Raw genomic sequence first — 17,648 nt, 5'->3', positions numbered from 1 at the left:
AAATACGCTAGGCTGCTACCATGACAATCTATTTGGTACGACATGGCGAGGCAGCGGCCTCCTGGCAACACAATCCTGATCCGGGTCTAAGCGAGCGGGGCAGAGCGCAAGCTCAGTCACTGCTGCCGTTCTTTGCGCACAGAAAGATTGAGCATCTTATATCCAGCCCCTTATTGCGCACCCGAGAGACGGCGTTGCCGCTGGGCCAGTCAACGCGTTTGGCTGTGCAGCTGAACGATGCTTTCCGTGAAATTCCAACGCCAGTAAACATTAGCCTGGAGAACCGTTTAGCTTGGCTACAGGGCTGTGCCAATAGCCCTTGGAGCGATGCTGGTACGGTGTTGCTCGACTGGCGACATTCCATCCTGAAGTCGTTACGGGATGCGCCTGACAACACCGTAATATTCACTCATTTTATGGTGATGAACGCGGTAGTGGGTGCGTTGCGTGGCGCGCCCAACTTAGTTTGTTATCAGCCGGACTATTGCTCGGTGGTTAGTCTTGAGAGGCAGGCAACTGGCCTGCATTTGATCAGTTTGGGGCAGGAGGCGCAGAGCCGCGTATTGTGATGACGGATACGGCGTGCATACTTTATTCTGAGTTGGAAATTCATATCCCCTATAGCCAATCCCTCAAGGATAAGCGACAGGTGGTGAACCGCTTCCGTGACCGGATACGCAATCAGTTCAATGCATCGGTGGCAGAAGTTGGGAGCCTGGAAGACTGGCAGCGAGCGGGCATCGCCATCGTCATGGTGGGAAACAGCCGCACCCACCTTGATAGACAGCTCAGTGCGTTGCAGGCACACGCTTTGGAAATCGTGGATGGGGAAATTCAGTGGCACTCAAGAGAATGGCTCTGAGCCGTTTTTAACAGTCTTTTAGTATGTTTATTCTAAAATTAATTGATAACCTTGATTTCAAGTTGGAAATCTTCTTAAAAAGGTCTCCAGCTACAGAATTTTTGGTTGTGCCGACCAATCTGTTGTTGAAATTTAGCATACTTTCTCGCCCGGACCTCATCGGGCATTCCCTTAGCCCGCCTCCCAAGCGGGCATTTTTTTGCCCCTGAAAAAGTGTATTAAACATTCTCGGATCGTAAGTACACCTTATGGTTCCGGCTATTTTTTGCCTGTTTTTTGAGCTGGCGTCAGTATTTCTTCAAAAAATCAGCAAGTTGTGACGGTTTTTTATGATTTTTTTTTGATGTTGCCGTTATTTGGCCTAGACTTCGGAATAGACAGCAGAGGTCTGAGTCACCATCACTATGCTGCCTATAATCGTGATGGTGGGGGTTTTGTCTAATACTAAAGGAAACAACAATGGTTAAGAAGAAAGCGACCTTAGCCTTGTTGCCATTAACTCTTTGCTTCTCCAGCCTGCCGGTGCTTGCTGCAACCACCGCAGACTTGGAAAAGAGGTTAGAGCAACAAGAAAAGCAAATAAAACGTCTTGAGAACCGTTTAAAGGGGACTCGAGCTGCCGTTAAAGAAAACCGTTCACGATTATCAGATGCCGCTGACCGATTGAAGATCAATGGGTTCTTCTCGGGTGGTGCGGCTACCCTGGACAGCGATAATGTGGTTGAACAATTCTACGGAATTGAGGATGACTACAATTCAACTTCTGTTTCCAAAATGGGTATTCAGATGACCTTTGAGGTCTCTGAGGATATTGATGCTACTGCCCAGTTGGTAAGTAAAGGGGTCAATAACTACGATGTTGAGGCTGAGTGGGCATATCTGTCTTACAAAATGACGGATGATTTCACTTTGCGTGTTGGCCGCAGCCGTATTCCTTATTACTTGCTGTCAGAGTATCTGGATGTGGGTTATGCGTATCCTTGGGTGCGTCCGCCTATCGAAATGTACAACATTCCTCTCAGCAGTACTGATGGCCTCTCTGCGCTGTATAATTTCAACCTTGCCGATATTAACTTCACATTGCAGGCCTACGCTGGCAGTACGGCAGGTGAAAGCGATTTGCTAGAAGCCGATTTCTCATTGAATCAGCAGTGGGGTACGGCCCTGTTTGCCGAATGGAATGATTTTACCTTCCGAATTGGTTATAACACAGGATCACTGGATGTTGAGAACTTGGTTGAAGGTGGTGCTGGTGCGACTTTAGTGGCCGGAACCTCAGGTGTAATTACACTTGGTAATGCTTTAGGGGTGCCAGATCCGATCACAGAAACGGTATTAACCAACGCGCGCACTCAGTATATGTCTGCTGCTGGGATGTACGACAATGGTAAGTTGTTGGTTATGGCTGAGATATCCAACCTTAGGGTGGAAGATGTTCCTCAGCCTGCTGGCGATGGTGGATACATCACGGTTGGTTATCGTTTTGGCAAGTGGATGCCACATGTGACTTTTGCCAAGTTCTACACCGATAGTTATCACGATGAGAAGATCAGTGATGTAACTGACTACACTTCGGTGGTGGCGGAAACAGCTTATGTTGCTGTCGCTAATGGTATACCCGGTGTTACAGCTCAAAATATTCAGGACGTACTTACACTTCAGGGTGGCATGCAAGCTCTGGTTCAACAGCAGCAATCCTATACGCTGGGGTTAACCTACGATATTAGCCCTCGAGTTAAAGCTAAGCTTGAAGTTGCCCACTATGAGAATTTTGGCAGTTACGACGTTACAGGAGGCTTTGATCCTGTAATTGGTGTGGTTGCACCAGGGCCAACGTTTGGCGTAGTTGGAGGGACCCCTGTTACCCAGGAATTCCAAGGTTCCGGACGCTTTGCCAAGACAGATGCAACAAATCCAGACGCGGCGGGTAATCATACCGCTATCTACTCCTTCTCAATCGACGCTGTATTTTAAGGGGGGAGCAGATAATGACTATAAAACTAAAACTCGCACGAGTACTGTCCACGGCTGGTTTGATGATGGCTGCAACCTTTGCTTCGGCTGAGGTGGTTGTAATTGTTAACGCCAATTCTTCTCTTAACAGCGCAAGCTCTGGTGATATTCAGCAATTGTTCCTGGGTAAGCGTAACGACATCGGTGGAGTATCTGCCACACCGGTAGATCAGGCTGAAGGTAACGAGGCCAGAGCGACGTTCTACGAAAAAGTGGTAGACAAAACGCCCTCGCAGTTGAACGCCTATTGGTCTCGATTGATCTTCACGGGTAAAGGTAAACCCCCCAAGCAGTACTTTGATGATGCTGAAGTACTGGAAACCGTATTGGAAGACGATGAAGCCGTTGGCTATATCGACTCTGCTTCGGTTGCTGAAGGTGTAAAAGTGATTTATACCGCGCAATAACGGTTAATCGCTTCCTTTAAAAAAACCGCGCTCACAAGGCGCGGTTTTTTTATGCGTGACCTCACCATTTGGCATAGTGATCCTCGGCTAAGCCGTACACCCCATCAAGCTTATAGGTGTGACAGTCGCGATCTTGAACGGTTCCATAATATCGACCGGGCAGTTGCGAAAAATTGGATGCAACCAGATACGCGTTCACTTTTTCCTCATGGCGGGCTTCCGGCACAAAGGTTAACTCAACTTTGCGATCTCGAGTGGTGATCTGCCATGGGGCCATACGATTTTTACGATCAAACTCGAACACGGCGGATTCAAGCTCGTGTGCGGTTCCATTTATCCATAAGGTGTTTTCATTGAAACTGGTTTCGTTAACACCGCATGCCAGGTTCAGACCCAGGCGCGTTTGATCTGGCAGAAAAGCGCTGATGCTGGCCCAGTTCCAGGCGGTTTCCCGTCGCATATAGCCACAGCTCCAGTCGCTGCTGGCCAGGCATCGGTCTTGCTCCAGTGCCAGAGTGTGTTGTTTCCAGTGGATATAGCCCTCTACGGAGAGCGTGTTGAGCTTTTGGGTATAGGCCCAGCCGTTATATCCGGTGTGGGTACACAGGGCAGTGGGCTCAAGGGTGTCTGGTGCTGTTATGGTTGCGTCGATGCTGATGGATTTGCCGATTTTGACACTGAGATCGTAACGGTTCGGGGCACTGCGCCCCAGTATCTCGAATTGGGCATCGCCTTTCGTGAAACGGCTCAAACCGTGAAATGGCTGATTGGATTGTTTGCAGCGCAGGCCTAATGGCTGAATAAAGCTTCGTTGATGCAGTTCGCCACTTTGGTGGTTAAATAGGTAAACAAAGGCATTGGCGACGTAACGTACGTTGGCAATGGCGCAGGCCATTGTAAAATCGGGGCTGTGAATGCCGAGAAAATGAAACTGGTTGTAGTGGAAGTGCTTTTGCAACCTGCTGGCCGGTTTATCCATATTGTTGCAGTAATCGAAGTCGCGATAATTTATCTCTGCAAAAGGTTTGTTAAATCGTCCATATTGCGGTTGCCCATCGGGCTTAATCAACTTATCGTATGTGGCTTTCTTTAGAGTCATTGTTCTTCTACGGGGTGAAATATGTATATCGCTTTCAAGCACAGCCACATGATGTTCGCGGTGATCAGTGGTCTGTTCTTCCTGGTTCGCGGCTGCTGGATGTTAATGGATTCCGGCATGTTGCAAAAAAAGTGGGTAAAGATCTTACCTCATGTAAATGATAGCTTGTTGTTACTGTGTGCCATAGTGCTGTGTGTAATGTCGCAGCAGTACCCATTTGAGCAAAGCTGGTTGACGGTTAAGGTTGTTGCGTTGGTGGCCTATATCGTTTTGGGTGTGGTGGCACTGAAGCGTGGTAAAACCAAGATGATTCGGGCCGTGGCCTTTGCCGCTGCGTTGGTGGCTTTTGTGTTTACCATGTCGGTGGCGCGTACTCACAATCCAATGGGCTTTTTGTCGCTACTGTAATTGGCAGGTGAACCGATGAGTGAGTTTTGGGACGATACGGCGGTTGAGCGTGTTGCCGACAATATCTTGAAGGCTAATGTAACCGACCGTTGGAGCGTGAATGGCATCCCCAATGGCGGTTATATGATGTCGATTGCGGCAAGGGCATTTAGTGAATCATTGTCGCACCCCGACCCTTTGACCATCACCGGGCATTATGTTGAGAAGGCTATGGTGGGGCCAGCGGATCTGCACTTAGAGGTGATTCGGCAGGGTAATACGGTATCCACGGCGGCACTGAAGTTTGTGCAGGAAGGCAAAGAGCGAGTACGTTTCACCGCGACCTACGGAGACTTGGAAGAAACCAGTGGTGTCACTTGGGTTGGTGATCAGCCGCCAGAGATTCAGCGGGAGAAATGCCTGACGTCGCCGCGTTTTCTGGCAATACACGAGCGGGTAGAGCTATTGTTCTCGCCTGTTACTGCAGATTGGTTGCGGGGAAAAACCGCTGATCGTATGGATCACGAGCTGATGGCTTTTTTGCGTGACGGCACTGAGCCTGATGTGATGTCTCTGCCGTTTTTTGCTGATTGTGTGCCGCCGACGACGTTTTCAAAGTTTGGGGCAGTGGGGTGGGTGCCTACCTTGGAGTTAACGGTACATGTGCGCGCCAAACCTGCACCCGGGTTGTTGACTGCTCGATTTCGAACCCGTTATCTGATTAATGGGTTGATGGAAGAAGATGGTGAGATCTGGGATTCGCGGGGTGAGTTGGTGGCGTTGAGTCGCCAGTTGGCTAAGTATAGAGGTGGGGCGCTTTAGTGTGCACTACCCGGTTTGGTTGCAGCAAAAGGCCCTGAATGACAGGGCCTTTTTGTTTATGAGCGATCAGCGATTCTGCAGGTTTTGCATCATTGCCATCATGGCTTCCTGCCCGCTGCGGGGGTGGTCTGCGTTGTCGAAACCGGTGATGGCGGCCCAGTTGTCGTTAACGTCTTCGGCGCTGATGCCATTACCAAGATTGAAGCCGACGCCTTTGCTGCGCTCCCAGCGCAGCTGGCCCATCCAACCAGCCCCAACCTCATATAGGCCACCAGTATCGTGACTGTTCTCATCGCAAAGTTTTACCACCAGAGGAGTAACGAATTCCGGTTTTAGTTGTTCTACCAGCGGTGGTGGAAGTATGGTTTCTGTGAGCCTTGATCCAGCGATGGGTGCAATGGTATTGACCAATATATTTGCCTTTTTGCCTTCGATAGCCAGTGTCTGGCTCAGGCCGTGCAGACCCAGTTTGGCCATGCTGTAGTTGGCTTGGCCAAAGTTGCCGTAAATACCAGCAGCGGAGGCTGTAAAGATCAGGCGGCCGTATTCCGCTTCGCGCATATAAGGCCACGCCGCGTGGCTGACCTTAAAGGCGCCCTTTACGTGTACTTGATAGACCAGGTCCCAGTCATCCTCGGTCATTTTGATAAAGCTTTTATCACGCAGAATGCCTGCGTTGTTAATGACCACATCAATACGACCAAAGTTATCCAGTGCGGATTGAACGATTTTTTCGCCATCGGTGACAGAATCGTAGTTGGCCACGGCTTCGCCCCCGGCGGCGATGATTTCATCCACCACCAGATCCGCTGCGCTTTTACTGGCACCATCGCCGAAGGCGCTGCCACCTAAATCGTTGACAACGACTTTAGCGCCTCGGCGGGCGAATTCCAGAGCGTGGCTTTTGCCCAGGCCGTTACCTGCGCCCGTTACTATGACGACACGTTCGTCGAATCGTACCGATGTCATGTTATGTGCTCCTGACTTTTCTTGTTATTGGATTTGTATTTATGGGTTGAACAGTGGGCTGGCACAAAAAAGGCGGTATGAAACCGCCTCCTTTGCCGACTGAAGACCAGCCTCTCTTGTACCGTTCAATGCCGGGTTTTACAGCCCCAGGCTGCGGCCAATGATCTCTTTCATGATTTCGTTGGTGCCAGCAAAGATTGGGGTAATGCGTGCATCCACATAGGCCCGTGCAATGGGGTATTCCATCATGTATCCCGCGCCACCGTGGAACTGCACGCCGCTGTCTACGACTCGATTCAGTAGATCGGTGCACCACCATTTAGCCATGCTGGCTTCGTCTGGCGTCAGTTTGCCATCGTTTAGTTTGGTGACGAGGTTGTCTATAAATACTTGTCCGATGGTGATTTCAGTTTTCATTTCAGCCATGCGGAAGCGAGTGTTCTGGAACTTGCCGATGGGTTTGCCGAAAGCTGTTCGTTCTTTCACGTATTTGAGCGTTTCGTTGAACGCGTATACGGAGGAGGCGATTGCACCTACTGCACATACCAGTCGCTCTTCGGCCAGTTTTTGCATCAGGTAGATAAAGCCCTGACCAGGAACACCCAGTACGTCTGTTTTAGGTACCACTACGTTTTCAAAAAACAGCTCTGCGGTGTCCTGAGATTTCATACCCATTTTTTTCAGGTTGCGACCGCGATTGAAGCCTTCGGCTCCGCGTGGAACACACACTAGGGTGACACCTTCTGGTGCTTTGGCGGCAACGATCACCAGATCAGAGATGATGCCGTTACTGATGTAGGTTTTGGAGCCATTCAGAATGTAATGATCGCCTTTGTCTTCCAGGCGCGATTTGATGGCTTGCAGGTCGCTACCGGTATCAGGCTCGGTCATGGCGATTGCCAGGATGATTTCACCGCTGCAAATTCCTGGCAGCCAGCGCTGCTTCTGCTCATCGGTGGCGTAAGCGCTGATGTAGGGCGCAATAACATCGTTATGCAGGCTGAGAGCGAAACCACTTTCGCCCACATAGGCTAGCTCTTCGATCATGATTTGGTTGTAGCGGAAGTCAGCCAGGCCCAAGCCGCCGTATTCTTCGTCTACCTTGGGAGCAAGAAAGCCGTTTTCGCCTGCCTTTTCCCAGATTTCACGATCAACGATACCTTGCTCGATCCATTTTTCTTGGTAAGGCTTTACTTCTTCTTCACAGAAGCGACGGAAGTTGTCTCGAAAAACCTTATGCTCTTCTTCGAAAATGGATCTGTTGTCAAAACTCATGGTTTTCTCCGGTTTCTTGGAATTGCCGTTTAATACCGGTAATTCCACATACTATAAATGTTGCTTGCCCAAATCATGCCAGACTGTATAGTCGCAATTATTGGTGTGGGCACCATTTGCAACAATGACTTAATGTGCCATTTTTCATGACCTAAAACGACAAGGACTGGAACTTCGTCATGGAAGCCAGTAAAGTTGTTGGCTGTTTGCCATTTATTCATTGTAGCCCCCATACGGAGCTTAGGGAAATTACGCAAACCTGTCGAGCCTATACAAACTGTTGATTTATAAATAAATTAAAGGCTTTTCTGTGAGTTCTAGATCCATCCCAATAAGTCAGGTGCTTTTGCTTCTTGAAGCCGCCAAGCGAGGAGGTTTCAGTACCGAGTTGTTGTTGCAGGAGTGTGGCATTGATGTGTCCGCGCTGACAGATCCTGACGCAAGAGTGGATAAAAAAGCGTTTATTCATCTGATGTTGACCGTAATGCGGCACACTGAGGATGAGTTCATGGGGTTCGGCTCTGGCCGCGTTTCAAAACCTGGCACCTTCAGTATGATGGCCCACGCCGTTATCAATTGCGCTACGCTTGAGAAAGCAATTCGTCGCGGTGCCAAGTTCTATGAGTTGTTTGATTATGCGATTGCCAGTCGCCTGCTGCCAGTCGGTGATGATGCTTGTATACAGTTTGTCTCGCGCGGTGAGGTGATGTTTCGGCCTCACATTATGGAGGCTGTGGTGTTTCTTACGTTGCGTTTTCTCAGTTGGCTGATTGGCCAACAGATCGTGCCAAAACGCATTAATCTGGATTTTGACTGTTTTGATGATGGTGAATTTTCCAATCAATTCCCCTGTCAGGTGCATTATGCCCAGTCGCGCTGTGAAATCGTGCTGGACAGTCGTTATATGTCCATGCCTCTGGTACAGAATCAGCTTTCTCTGAGCAAGTTTTTGAAAGCATCCTTAGAAGAGTTGATGGATGGTGATATTGAAAATGCCAGCCTGAACGCTCAGATTCGCAGTATCATCAGTAAGGAGTTCGGTAACAACTTCCCTGACTTCTCGATAGTGTGCGAGAAGTTGGCGATGACCCCGCAGACTTTGCGTCGCCGTTTGAAGGATGAAAACACCAGCTACCAGGAAATAAAAGATACGATCCGTAAGGATGCCTCCATCTTTTATTTATCCAAACCGGAATTGACCATTGATGAAATTGCGCTGTTAATGGGTTTTTCAGAGGCCAGTTCATTTCATCGCGCATTTAAGAAGTGGACGGGTAAAACGCCATCGGCCTATCGTCAAGAGTTGCTTGGCTGAAACCAGGCATCAGGTGTAGATGGTGTATTCTGCTTCTACTCGTGTGCCGCCCTGGCTATAGGTAACTTTTTCGCAGAGCGTTTCTATCAGGTCAACCCCGCGACCGAATGAATCATCATCGCCTGAGTGGTTGCGGTTTTCAAAGTCAAAGCCGGGGCCGGAATCATCCAGCCGCAAAGTGAGGTAGCCTTTTGGGCCTTCGGTGCGGAAAGTGATGGTGATGTCCAGTTGACCGCTTTGCAGTGCTTGCAGTTTTTCTTCGCGTTGTTGGTAGTATTCCAGGTATCCGTCTTCGGTTTTTTTAAGCTCTGAGCTTAGCCCCAACACCCCGTGTTCTAAAGCGTTTGAGAATAGCTCTGCCATGATGGTGTGCAGATAGTCTTTGTGGGATTCGATACCAGGGGCGGCCGCGATCATATCGACTATTTGTCCGACAGGGGAGGTTGGCTTGCGCAGCTCTTCTGCCGTGAGCGACATTCTGAATTTCCAGGGCAGGGCGTGATTCAGCGTCAGTACTGAGGCGTCACCTGTGATGTTGGCTTCCACCGGTTTGCAGGTCAACTCCAGCAGAGTGATGTCATCGTTTTGATCTTTGTTGCCGGTAAATGCGTTAACTTCGTCGATAAGGTGTTTGACTGGATCGTTGGAGCTGCCATCAAAATGTTTTAGCAGTCGTTCTTCGCCGTACATTTCTCCCTGTGGGTTCAGGGATTCGGGGATGCCGTCGGTGTACAAATAGAGGCGGTCGCCGCTGACGACCTCCAGAATGTTGGCTTCCCGTTCGAATTCTTCGTCTTCTAGTATGCCCAGTGGCATGTGAGTGGATTCGATCAGTTGTTTTAGCTTTCCACTCGAATCGGTGAGTATGGCATCAGGCATGCCGCCCAGCCACAGTGTAAGCCTGCTGCCATCGGCGTTCAGTTCTGCGATGGCTGCGGCAGCAAACATGTCGTCAGGTAGAAACTTTTCTAGTGTACTGTTTAATTCTCTGGCGATGCTGCTGACGGAAGCTCCTTGTTGGGCTGCTTCCAGAAACGCCTGGGAGACGGGCAGCGCGCCAATCGCTGCGGGTAAGCCATGGCCTGTGAAGTCGGCCATCATGGCGTAAAGGCCACCGGAGGGGCTGATGGAAACAAGCAGCAGATCTCCGTTAAAGGTGGCTGCCGGAGAGATGTAATGGCGCGTGTTTTTACTGTCTAGAATGCTGGCGGCCAGCGCGCTATCGAACACGTTCTTGGCGATTTCGTGCTCTCGCAATGTGAACTGATGCATTAAGGTCAGTTCTTTGTTTTGTCGTTTCAGCTGTTCGGTCAAATCCTTAATACGGGTATGAGCTTTGATTTTTGCCTGTAAAACCTGTTCGTTAATAGGTTTGCTGAGGAAGTCATCACCGCCGATAGAAAGGCATTTGGTGAGAGATGCATCGTCGGAGAGGGCGGTGAGAAAAATAATGGGGACGTGGGTGCCGCCCAGGTATTCCTTTATGGCCTGGGTGGCCTCAAAACCATCCATCACCGGCATCATGACGTCCATGAGCACCAGGTCAGGTTCGGATTCCTTGAATAATTCTACGGCCTGTTGACCATTAACGGCTTCTATTACTGTATGGCCATCGTCTTCAAGCATCCAAGCCAATAGTTTGCGATTGGCTTCGGTGTCGTCCACCACCAGAATTTTCATGACAGCTCCACTCCGTTGGCGAGCTTACTCGATGTCGAACTTTTTATCGAATCTCGAAATGGTCAGTATTTTTTTGATCTGCGGTCGACAGTTGATGATCGCGATTTTGGCGCTGTCGCCCAGGCTTTTACGCATGTTCAGCAGCATGCCCAGGGCAGAGCTGTCCATGTGCTCGGTAGCGCGCATATCGATAACAAAGTCGACGTCTTTTTTCTCGCCATATGCAGCGCGGAATTCCTGCACAATTTCGAAGTCGAAACGGCCACTGATGCCGATGGTGATGGTTTTGCCATCGCTGGATGAGGTGCTTTCAACAGGCATTGGTTTTCTCCTTGCCGAGATTAGAAAAGATCGATATTGCCCTCTGCGGATGCGTCGTTGACGCTATCCCGCATTATGGACTGTTTTTTCTTCACTGCGAGTACATTTTCCAACTTGGATACTCGGTCCATGTGGTTTTCTTGAATGTTGGCGGATGCGCAAACGTCACCTAATACGAGGTTGACGGAGTCCAACCGTTCCAGATCCTGGCTGATTTCTGAGATGATCTGGGTAATGATGTCTTCAAATTGCATGGCCTGCACTGCAGTGCTGACATGGCGATTGACGTCCACGTTCAGCGAGTTAAGTTGATCCATGGTGCTGGAAATATGTTGATTGGTTTCTTCTAAACCCTGCAGCATATTGTCGACGTGCCCCTTGGCATTGATGGCGTCGTTCAGATCCAGTGAGGCGATAGCCCCTACAATTTCACGTACCATGGTGACTGTGGATTTGGTGACTTCGCCACGGTTACGGATCTGATCGCTAAGACGGTTTGTGTCCTGGGAGAGTTTACGCACTTCATCGGCTACCACGGCAAAGCCGCGACCGGCTTCCCCGGCGCGGGCCGCTTCAATGGCTGCGTTTAGAGCCAGCAAGTTGGTTTGTTCGGCAATGGTGCGAATGTCTGCCAGAAGCGAGAACATTTGATCCAGTTCGCTCACCATGTCGCCAATGTGATGAACTGCCTGAACACTCTTTTCGCTCACATCAATCAACAACGATACGTATTGCATCAGGATGTCGCTCACTTCGCTGGCGAACTTCTCGACCGTGACGTTTTCTTCATCGCTATTTTGCTGGCTGTGGTGGCCAGTAACGGATTTCATGACCTCATTGATCAACATGTTGCTTTGATTTGAGGTGCTGCCGAGGCCCGAAAAGCTGCTGGACAGTGTTGCGCTGCTGTCACGAATGGCTTTGTCCAGGGAATGGACTTTGCGGGTAATGTTTTCGTAGCTGGCTTCGTTGTCGCGGATGGCTGCATTGACAGATGGCTGCGCGCTTAATGGATGCATGACCGGTTGCTGTGCCTGATTTGCGGCTTTGGCGCGCTGGCCCCACCACAGTGCAAACATGACGGCGGCGAAAGCCCCTATCAGAGCGGCTTCCACAACCGTATTTTCGCTGAACAGAATGCCCGCCGCGACGACAACGCCTAACACAACTGATGTGACTTGAGTCTTGGTCAAAGTACTATCCGTTCACCCAAAAAAGCCAATGATGTTGGTAACTGCTTGTTTTATAATCAGTTTAGATCAGTTGGGCTTTTTTTCCAGTCTCGGCGCTGCATTAGTTGTTGTTTTTTAACGTCTCCAGTTCTTCCCAGCGAGCGAATGTGGTTTCCAGTTGCTTTTCCAACTGTTCAGCTTGTTGTTTTACCTCAGCTATTTGCTCGGGCGTTTGTTGATATAAGCCGGGATCTGCCAATTGCTGGTGAACTGTTTCCAGTTGCTGCTCCAGCTTTTCGAGTGCTTCAGGCAGCGCCTCCAGCTCTCGTTGTTCTTTAAAGCTCAGTTTTTTGTCGGGTTTACTGGCTGGTTTGCTGGCGGGTGCTGATTGTGCCGGCTCCTTGCTCGTGGTTTTGATGGCTGGCGTGCTTGGCCGCTGGCGCAACCAGTCATCGTAGCCACCCACGTACTCTGCCAGGTTGCCATCACCTTCAAATACGATGCTGCTGGTGACGATGTTGTTGAGGAAGGCCCGGTCGTGGCTCACCAGTAGGATGGTGCCCTGATACTGATCTACCAGTTCTTCCAGCAGTTCGAGTGTTTCAATGTCGAGGTCATTGGTGGGTTCGTCCAGCACCAGTACGTTGGACGGTTGGGTGAACAGTTTGGCCAGCAGCAGACGGTTGCGTTCGCCACCGGAGAGCGCACGTACCGGGGTGCGAGCCCGCTCAGGGTTGAAGAGGAAATCCTGCAGATAACCCATGATGTGTTTGCTTTGGCCGTTGATGGTGACGGTATCGCTGCCCTGGCCAACGTTCTCTCGTACGCTGAGTTCTTCGTTCAGCTGGGCGCGTAACTGGTCAAAATAGGCGATTTCGACGTTGGTGCCTATGGTGATTTCACCTGTGTCCGGCTCCAATTTGCCCAATAATGCTTGAATCAGGGTCGATTTGCCCACGCCATTGGGGCCGATGATGCCGATGCGATCGCCTCTTAACACCAACGTTGAAAAATTCTTGATGATGGGGCGTCCATCAAAGCTGACACTGATGTTTTTGGCTTCGATGACTTTTTTGCCGCTTTGGTCCCCTTGCTGGATGGTGGCGTTCATTGTGCCTTGACGTTCCCGTCGATGGGAGCGTTCATTGCGCATGGCTTCCAGTGCTCGGACCCGGCCTTCGTTGCGGGTGCGGCGGGCTTTGATACCCTGTCGAATCCAGACTTCTTCTTGAGCCAGCTTTTTGTCAAAACGATCCCATTCTGCGGCTTCAGCCTCCAGCGCATCGGCTTTGCGCTGCAGATAGGTCTCGTAGTTGCCGGGCCAGCTGGTGAGCTGACCACGATCAAGATCCACAATGCGGGTGGCCAGTTTGCTGAGGAAAGCGCGGTCGTGGGTGATGAACAGGACGCTGTTCTTGTAGCTCAGCAGGAAGTCTTCCAGCCACGCTATGGATTCAATGTCGAGATGGTTGGTGGGCTCGTCCAGGAGCAAAATGGTGGGCTCTTGCACTAAGGCTCGGGCCAGTAACACGCGCCGCTTGACCCCGCCGGACTGGGCTTCGAAAGGTACGTCACCGTTGAGTGAGAGCTTGGAGAGCGTGGTGTCCACGCGCTGCTGTAGCGCCCAGCCATCTTCGGCCTCCAGTGCTTTTTGTACTGTCTCCAACTTGGCGAAAGCCGCTTCGCTGCCTTCGGCGACTTCCTCGATAAGGTGGTGGTATTGTTTGATCAGGTCGCCCACTTTCCCCAGGCCCGAGGCTACCACGTCGTAGACGCTGCCTGTGGTGCCTTTCGGCACTTCTTGTTCCAGCCAGGCGATTTTGGTGCCTGGCGTCATTTCAATTTGGCCTTCGTCGGCCTTGATTTGGCCACTGACGATTTTGAGCAGGGTGGATTTTCCGGTTCCGTTGCGCCCCACCAGACACACGCGCTCGCCTTTTTCCAGGTTCAGGTTGGCGCCACTCAACAGTTCCGGCCCGCCAAAGGCCAGATGAATGTCACGAAGTCGTAGTAGGGACATAGGGTTTTATTCTCTCAATGCTAACGCCGGGCTTTGATTGAGGATGCGTTTGCTGCTGATCTGCCCGGCTAACCCAATCAACAGGCCCATAAGTGGGGGCACTATTATCCAGATCCAGGGGTTGGGAGTATAGGGGATAGACAACAGCTTTAGATAAATACCGAAACGGGCCATTTCGGCACCGAAACAGGCAACCAGGCCAGACAGCGCGCCAATGGCGAAGAACTCAGACCACTGCTGGATGATGAGCTGGCGGCGTGTTGCCCCCAGGGTGCGCATGATTGCGCCTTCTTTGTAGCGCTGGGGCATGGTGGTTATAAGGGTGGCCAGGGTGATGGTAAGCCCTGCTGCCAGCACAAACAGCAGGATGAACTCCACCGCGGCGCTGACCTGATTCAGTATGGTTCTGACTTGCTTTAGGATTACATCGACTTCCAGCAGCGTAATGGCAGGGAACTGCTGCACCAGTGGTTTGAGCAGGTGCTTGCGCTCGCTCTCCAGATAAAAGCTGGTGAGATAGGTGGCAGGCAGATCATCCAAACCGCCTGGATTGAACATCAGGTAGAAGTTGGGCTGGAACGATTCCCATTTAACGGTGCGGATGCTGCTGACAGTAGCACTGAACGTTTGACTGGCTACAAAGAAACTGAGTTCGTCGCCGAGGTTGATGTCGAGACGGTTGGCCAGTCGCTGCTCAATGGAGACTCTGCGTTGCCCATCGTCGGCGATCTTATCCCACCAGTGCCCGGCCACGATGTTGTTGTCGCTGGGCAGGGTGCTTGACCAGCTCAGGTTCAGCTCCCGGTTGAGGGCTTCCTCCTGCTGTTCGCCTTCTTCTTTCGTCACGGCCTCGGCTATGGGGTTGCGGTTGATGTGGGTGAGGCGGCCCCGCACGATGGGGTAGAGGGGCTGGGTTTGGATCTGGTTCTTGCCTAGGTGCTGTGCAAAACCTGCGGCATCCTGGGGCAGCACGTTTAACACAAAATGGTTGGGCGCCTGCTCCGGCAGTTGTTTTTGCCAGGTATCAATCAGCTCCCCTCTTACCAGCAGGATGATCAGCATGGCCATGGCGGTGAGGCCGAATCCCAGCAGTTGTACCCGGGTGCTTATTTGACGGCGGCTCAGGTTGCGCAAGCCTGCCTGCAAGGACAGAGAACTGCGCTGGCCGATAGCGCGGATCAGGAGGCCGAACAATGCAGTGAGCAGGTAGGTGATCAGCCAGGCGGCTGCGCTGCCCAGCAGTATCGCTGCGATCAGCACTGGGTCACGGGTATACCAAAGCATCAACCCGCCAATTAAAACAATCACCACTATGTAAAACAGGGATTTTGACAGGGGGGCAGGGGTTAGATCGCGGCGCAGCACTCGCAGGGGGGAGGTGCGTTGCAATTGCACCAGAGCAGGCAGGCTGAAGCCCAGCAGAATAATCAACGCCAGAGCAAGGCCGCTGAAAAAAGGTGCAGCGGAGGGTAGGGGGATGTCTTTGGGCAATAACCCGGCCAGCAGTTCACTGAGGGAAAAGTGTAAAATCCAGCCCAGGCTGCCGCCCAGCACGCCGCTGATGAGCGCCAACGCGATCAGCTGAACGCTGAATACCAGCAGAATCTGCCGGGATTGCAGGCCAAAACAACGCAGCAGCGCAGCGGTATCGAAGCGGGTCTCGCTAAAGAACTGTGCACCCATGGCCAGCGCTACTGATGCCAGTAAAATAGCCATCAGACTGGCCAATTGCAGATAGCCTTGAGCCCGGTTCAAGGCCGCACTTACGGTACGCTGACGTGAATGAATGGATAGAACGGATTGGCCTGGCTGCAGCAAAGGTTCTACTGCATTTTTAAGGGATTCGATGGCTGCGGTTGGGCCTGCAAACTGATAATAGTAATCCACCCGGCTACCGGTCTGGATCAGGTTGGCCTTGGCCAGATCATCTGCATGCATCATCAAGCGTGGTACGAACGCATAAAAGCTGCCACCGCGGTCCGGTTCAAAGGTCAGTACCTTTTCTACTTGTAGCTGAGTGTCACCAACATCAATCATATCCCCTTCTTTTACGCCCAGTACGTTGAACAACCGGGGTTCCAGCCAGGCTTTACCAAGAGCGGGGCCTTGGTTGGTTTCGTAATCTTGCTCAAAGGGCTGATCGCTTATTTTAAGCGGTGCTTTCAAGGGGTAATGAGCGGTCACTGCTTTGATAGATGCCAGCTGCATGGCATCACCTGCCATTACCACGCTGGAAAATTCAACGGCCGTGGCGGCGGTGATGCTGTCTGTAACGGATGGGAAATCACTGATGCTAACCGGGCTGCGCACCACTAGATCGCCACCCATCAGGTTTGCTGCCTGCAATTCCATGGCGTTTTCGATGCGCTCACTGTGAAAGCCAATGGTGTTGTGGGTGGTGACGGCTACAAACAGCGCGATCAGCAGCAGATTGAGATGCCCAGAACGCCAGTCTCTCTTTAAGAGTCGCAGGGCCAGCAGGACGTGTTTCATTGTAGTTGCCCTGCATTCATGATGACGGTGCGCTGGCAGCGCTGTGCCAGTTTCATGTCGTGGGTGACCAGTATCAGAGTGGTGTTGCGATTCGCGTTCAGCGCAAATAATTGGTCAGCGATGGATTCGCCGGTGTGTGTATCCAGGTTGCCGGTGGGCTCGTCGGCGAACAGGATGGCCGGCTCCGTTACAAAGGCTCGTGCCAGGGCGACCCGTTGTTGCTCACCGCCGGATAGTTGATTGGGGTAGTGGCTGATGCGTTTACCCAGGCCCACCTGTTCCAATATTGCCTGGGCTTTTTTGCGTACCTCACCGCCGTTGGCAATCTCAAGAGGAAGCATGACGTTTTCCAGCGCCGTGAGGTTGGGCAATAACTGGAATGACTGAAAGACAAAGCCCACGTGGGCGGCTCTTGCTCGTGCCCGTTGATCTTCTGTCAGAGTTTCCAGTTTTTCTCCCATCAGCGAAATGGAGCCAGTGCTGGGAACATCCAGGCCTGCCAACAGTCCCAATAGGGTGGATTTACCTGATCCTGATTCCCCTACAATGGCTAAGGATTCCGCTGCGGCAACCTGCAGATTGATGTTGGACAGAATGGTAAGTTGCTGATCAGGCATCTGTACGGTTTTACCTACGTTATCGGCGAGCAGGACGGATTGGCTGTTTTGCGGCATAAGGGGTAAGGTTCCATTCTCATGAATTGCACTGAGTGGTTATGCTAACAAATGATGAGACCATTATTTTCAGTATTTAGTTTAATTCTAATTGTTGTTTGCTTTAGCGGTGCTGTAAGTGCAGCGCAGCCAGCTCCTC

16 protein-coding genes are annotated in these 17,648 nt (G+C 51.3%); 7 read left to right on the top strand and 9 right to left on the bottom strand.

What is annotated here, in order from left to right; translation table 11 throughout:
* Positions 1-20: 20 nt before the first annotated feature.
* The 4 genes from Kalk_RS03625 (at position 21) to Kalk_RS03610 (ending at position 3,282) form a co-directional block, all read left to right on the top strand.
* Positions 21-569, top strand: a complete 549-nt coding sequence (locus Kalk_RS03625; RefSeq protein WP_101892900.1) for a histidine phosphatase family protein — start codon at positions 21-23, stop codon at positions 567-569.
* On the top strand, positions 569-862 hold the full coding sequence (locus Kalk_RS03620; protein ID WP_101892899.1) for a DUF503 domain-containing protein: 294 nt from the start codon (positions 569-571) through the stop codon (positions 860-862). Before Kalk_RS03625 ends, Kalk_RS03620 begins: the two co-directional genes overlap by 1 nt.
* A gap of 459 nt (positions 863-1,321) precedes the next feature.
* On the top strand, positions 1,322-2,836 hold the full coding sequence (locus Kalk_RS03615) for a hypothetical protein (RefSeq protein ID WP_101892898.1): 1,515 nt from the start codon (positions 1,322-1,324) through the stop codon (positions 2,834-2,836).
* Positions 2,837-2,850: 14 nt separating this feature from the next.
* Positions 2,851-3,282, top strand: coding sequence for a phosphate ABC transporter substrate-binding protein (locus Kalk_RS03610; RefSeq protein ID WP_101892897.1), 432 nt, complete (start codon positions 2,851-2,853; stop codon positions 3,280-3,282).
* 61 nt (positions 3,283-3,343) lie between these two features.
* Here Kalk_RS03610 and Kalk_RS03605 read toward each other — a convergent pair whose 3' ends face one another.
* Positions 3,344-4,381, bottom strand: a complete 1,038-nt coding sequence (locus Kalk_RS03605) for a DUF2804 domain-containing protein (RefSeq protein ID WP_101892896.1) — start codon at positions 4,379-4,381, stop codon at positions 3,344-3,346.
* 21 nt (positions 4,382-4,402) lie between these two features.
* Here Kalk_RS03605 and Kalk_RS03600 point away from each other — a divergent pair, with 21 nt between their 5' ends.
* Both Kalk_RS03600 and Kalk_RS03595 read left to right on the top strand, forming a co-directional pair.
* On the top strand, positions 4,403-4,789 hold the full coding sequence (locus Kalk_RS03600) for a SirB2 family protein (protein ID WP_101892895.1): 387 nt from the start codon (positions 4,403-4,405) through the stop codon (positions 4,787-4,789).
* 15 nt (positions 4,790-4,804) lie between these two features.
* A complete protein-coding gene (locus Kalk_RS03595; RefSeq protein ID WP_101892894.1) occupies positions 4,805-5,590 on the top strand; it encodes a thioesterase family protein in 786 nt (261 codons plus the stop codon).
* Between the two features lie 66 nt (positions 5,591-5,656).
* Here Kalk_RS03595 and Kalk_RS03590 read toward each other — a convergent pair whose 3' ends face one another.
* Together Kalk_RS03590 and Kalk_RS03585 are read right to left on the bottom strand one after the other, a co-directional pair.
* Positions 5,657-6,559 carry an SDR family oxidoreductase gene (locus Kalk_RS03590; RefSeq protein ID WP_101892893.1) on the bottom strand — a complete coding sequence of 301 codons (903 nt, stop codon included), beginning with the start codon at positions 6,557-6,559 and terminating at the stop codon, positions 5,657-5,659.
* Positions 6,560-6,697: 138 nt separating this feature from the next.
* Positions 6,698-7,834, bottom strand: coding sequence for an acyl-CoA dehydrogenase family protein (locus Kalk_RS03585; RefSeq protein WP_101892892.1), 1,137 nt, complete (start codon positions 7,832-7,834; stop codon positions 6,698-6,700).
* Positions 7,835-8,144: 310 nt separating this feature from the next.
* Here Kalk_RS03585 and Kalk_RS03575 point away from each other — a divergent pair, with 310 nt between their 5' ends.
* Positions 8,145-9,149 (top strand): AraC family transcriptional regulator, encoded by a 1,005-nt coding sequence (locus Kalk_RS03575; RefSeq protein ID WP_101892890.1) that lies wholly within the window; start codon positions 8,145-8,147, stop codon positions 9,147-9,149.
* Between the two features lie 9 nt (positions 9,150-9,158).
* Here Kalk_RS03575 and Kalk_RS03570 read toward each other — a convergent pair whose 3' ends face one another.
* The 6 genes from Kalk_RS03570 to Kalk_RS03545 form a co-directional block, all read right to left on the bottom strand.
* Positions 9,159-10,829 (bottom strand): ATP-binding SpoIIE family protein phosphatase, encoded by a 1,671-nt coding sequence (locus Kalk_RS03570; protein WP_101892889.1) that lies wholly within the window; start codon positions 10,827-10,829, stop codon positions 9,159-9,161.
* A gap of 24 nt (positions 10,830-10,853) precedes the next feature.
* The gene (locus Kalk_RS03565) at positions 10,854-11,150 is read right to left on the bottom strand and encodes an STAS domain-containing protein (RefSeq protein ID WP_101892888.1); all 297 of its coding nucleotides are present in this window, start codon (positions 11,148-11,150) and stop codon (positions 10,854-10,856) included.
* A gap of 20 nt (positions 11,151-11,170) precedes the next feature.
* On the bottom strand, positions 11,171-11,887 hold the full coding sequence (locus Kalk_RS21740) for a methyl-accepting chemotaxis protein (RefSeq protein ID WP_267892448.1): 717 nt from the start codon (positions 11,885-11,887) through the stop codon (positions 11,171-11,173).
* Between the two features lie 556 nt (positions 11,888-12,443).
* Positions 12,444-14,342 (bottom strand): ATP-binding cassette domain-containing protein, encoded by a 1,899-nt coding sequence (locus tag Kalk_RS03555; RefSeq protein WP_101892886.1) that lies wholly within the window; start codon positions 14,340-14,342, stop codon positions 12,444-12,446.
* 6 nt (positions 14,343-14,348) lie between these two features.
* Positions 14,349-16,835: an ABC transporter permease gene (locus tag Kalk_RS03550; protein WP_101892885.1), complete on the bottom strand. Its 2,487-nt coding sequence runs from the start codon at positions 16,833-16,835 to the stop codon at positions 14,349-14,351.
* Entirely contained in the window at positions 16,832-17,509 is a 678-nt protein-coding gene (locus Kalk_RS03545) for an ABC transporter ATP-binding protein (protein WP_101892884.1), read from the bottom strand. The genes Kalk_RS03550 and Kalk_RS03545 overlap by 4 nt, the downstream gene beginning before the upstream one ends.
* Between the last annotated feature and the right edge of the window lie 139 nt (positions 17,510-17,648).

This window comes from Ketobacter alkanivorans (assembly GCF_002863865.1).
GTDB lineage: Bacteria > Pseudomonadota > Gammaproteobacteria > Pseudomonadales > Ketobacteraceae > Ketobacter > Ketobacter alkanivorans.
The sequence above is the reverse complement of the archived record's forward strand: the minus strand, read 5'-3'. Positions and strand labels throughout refer to the sequence as shown.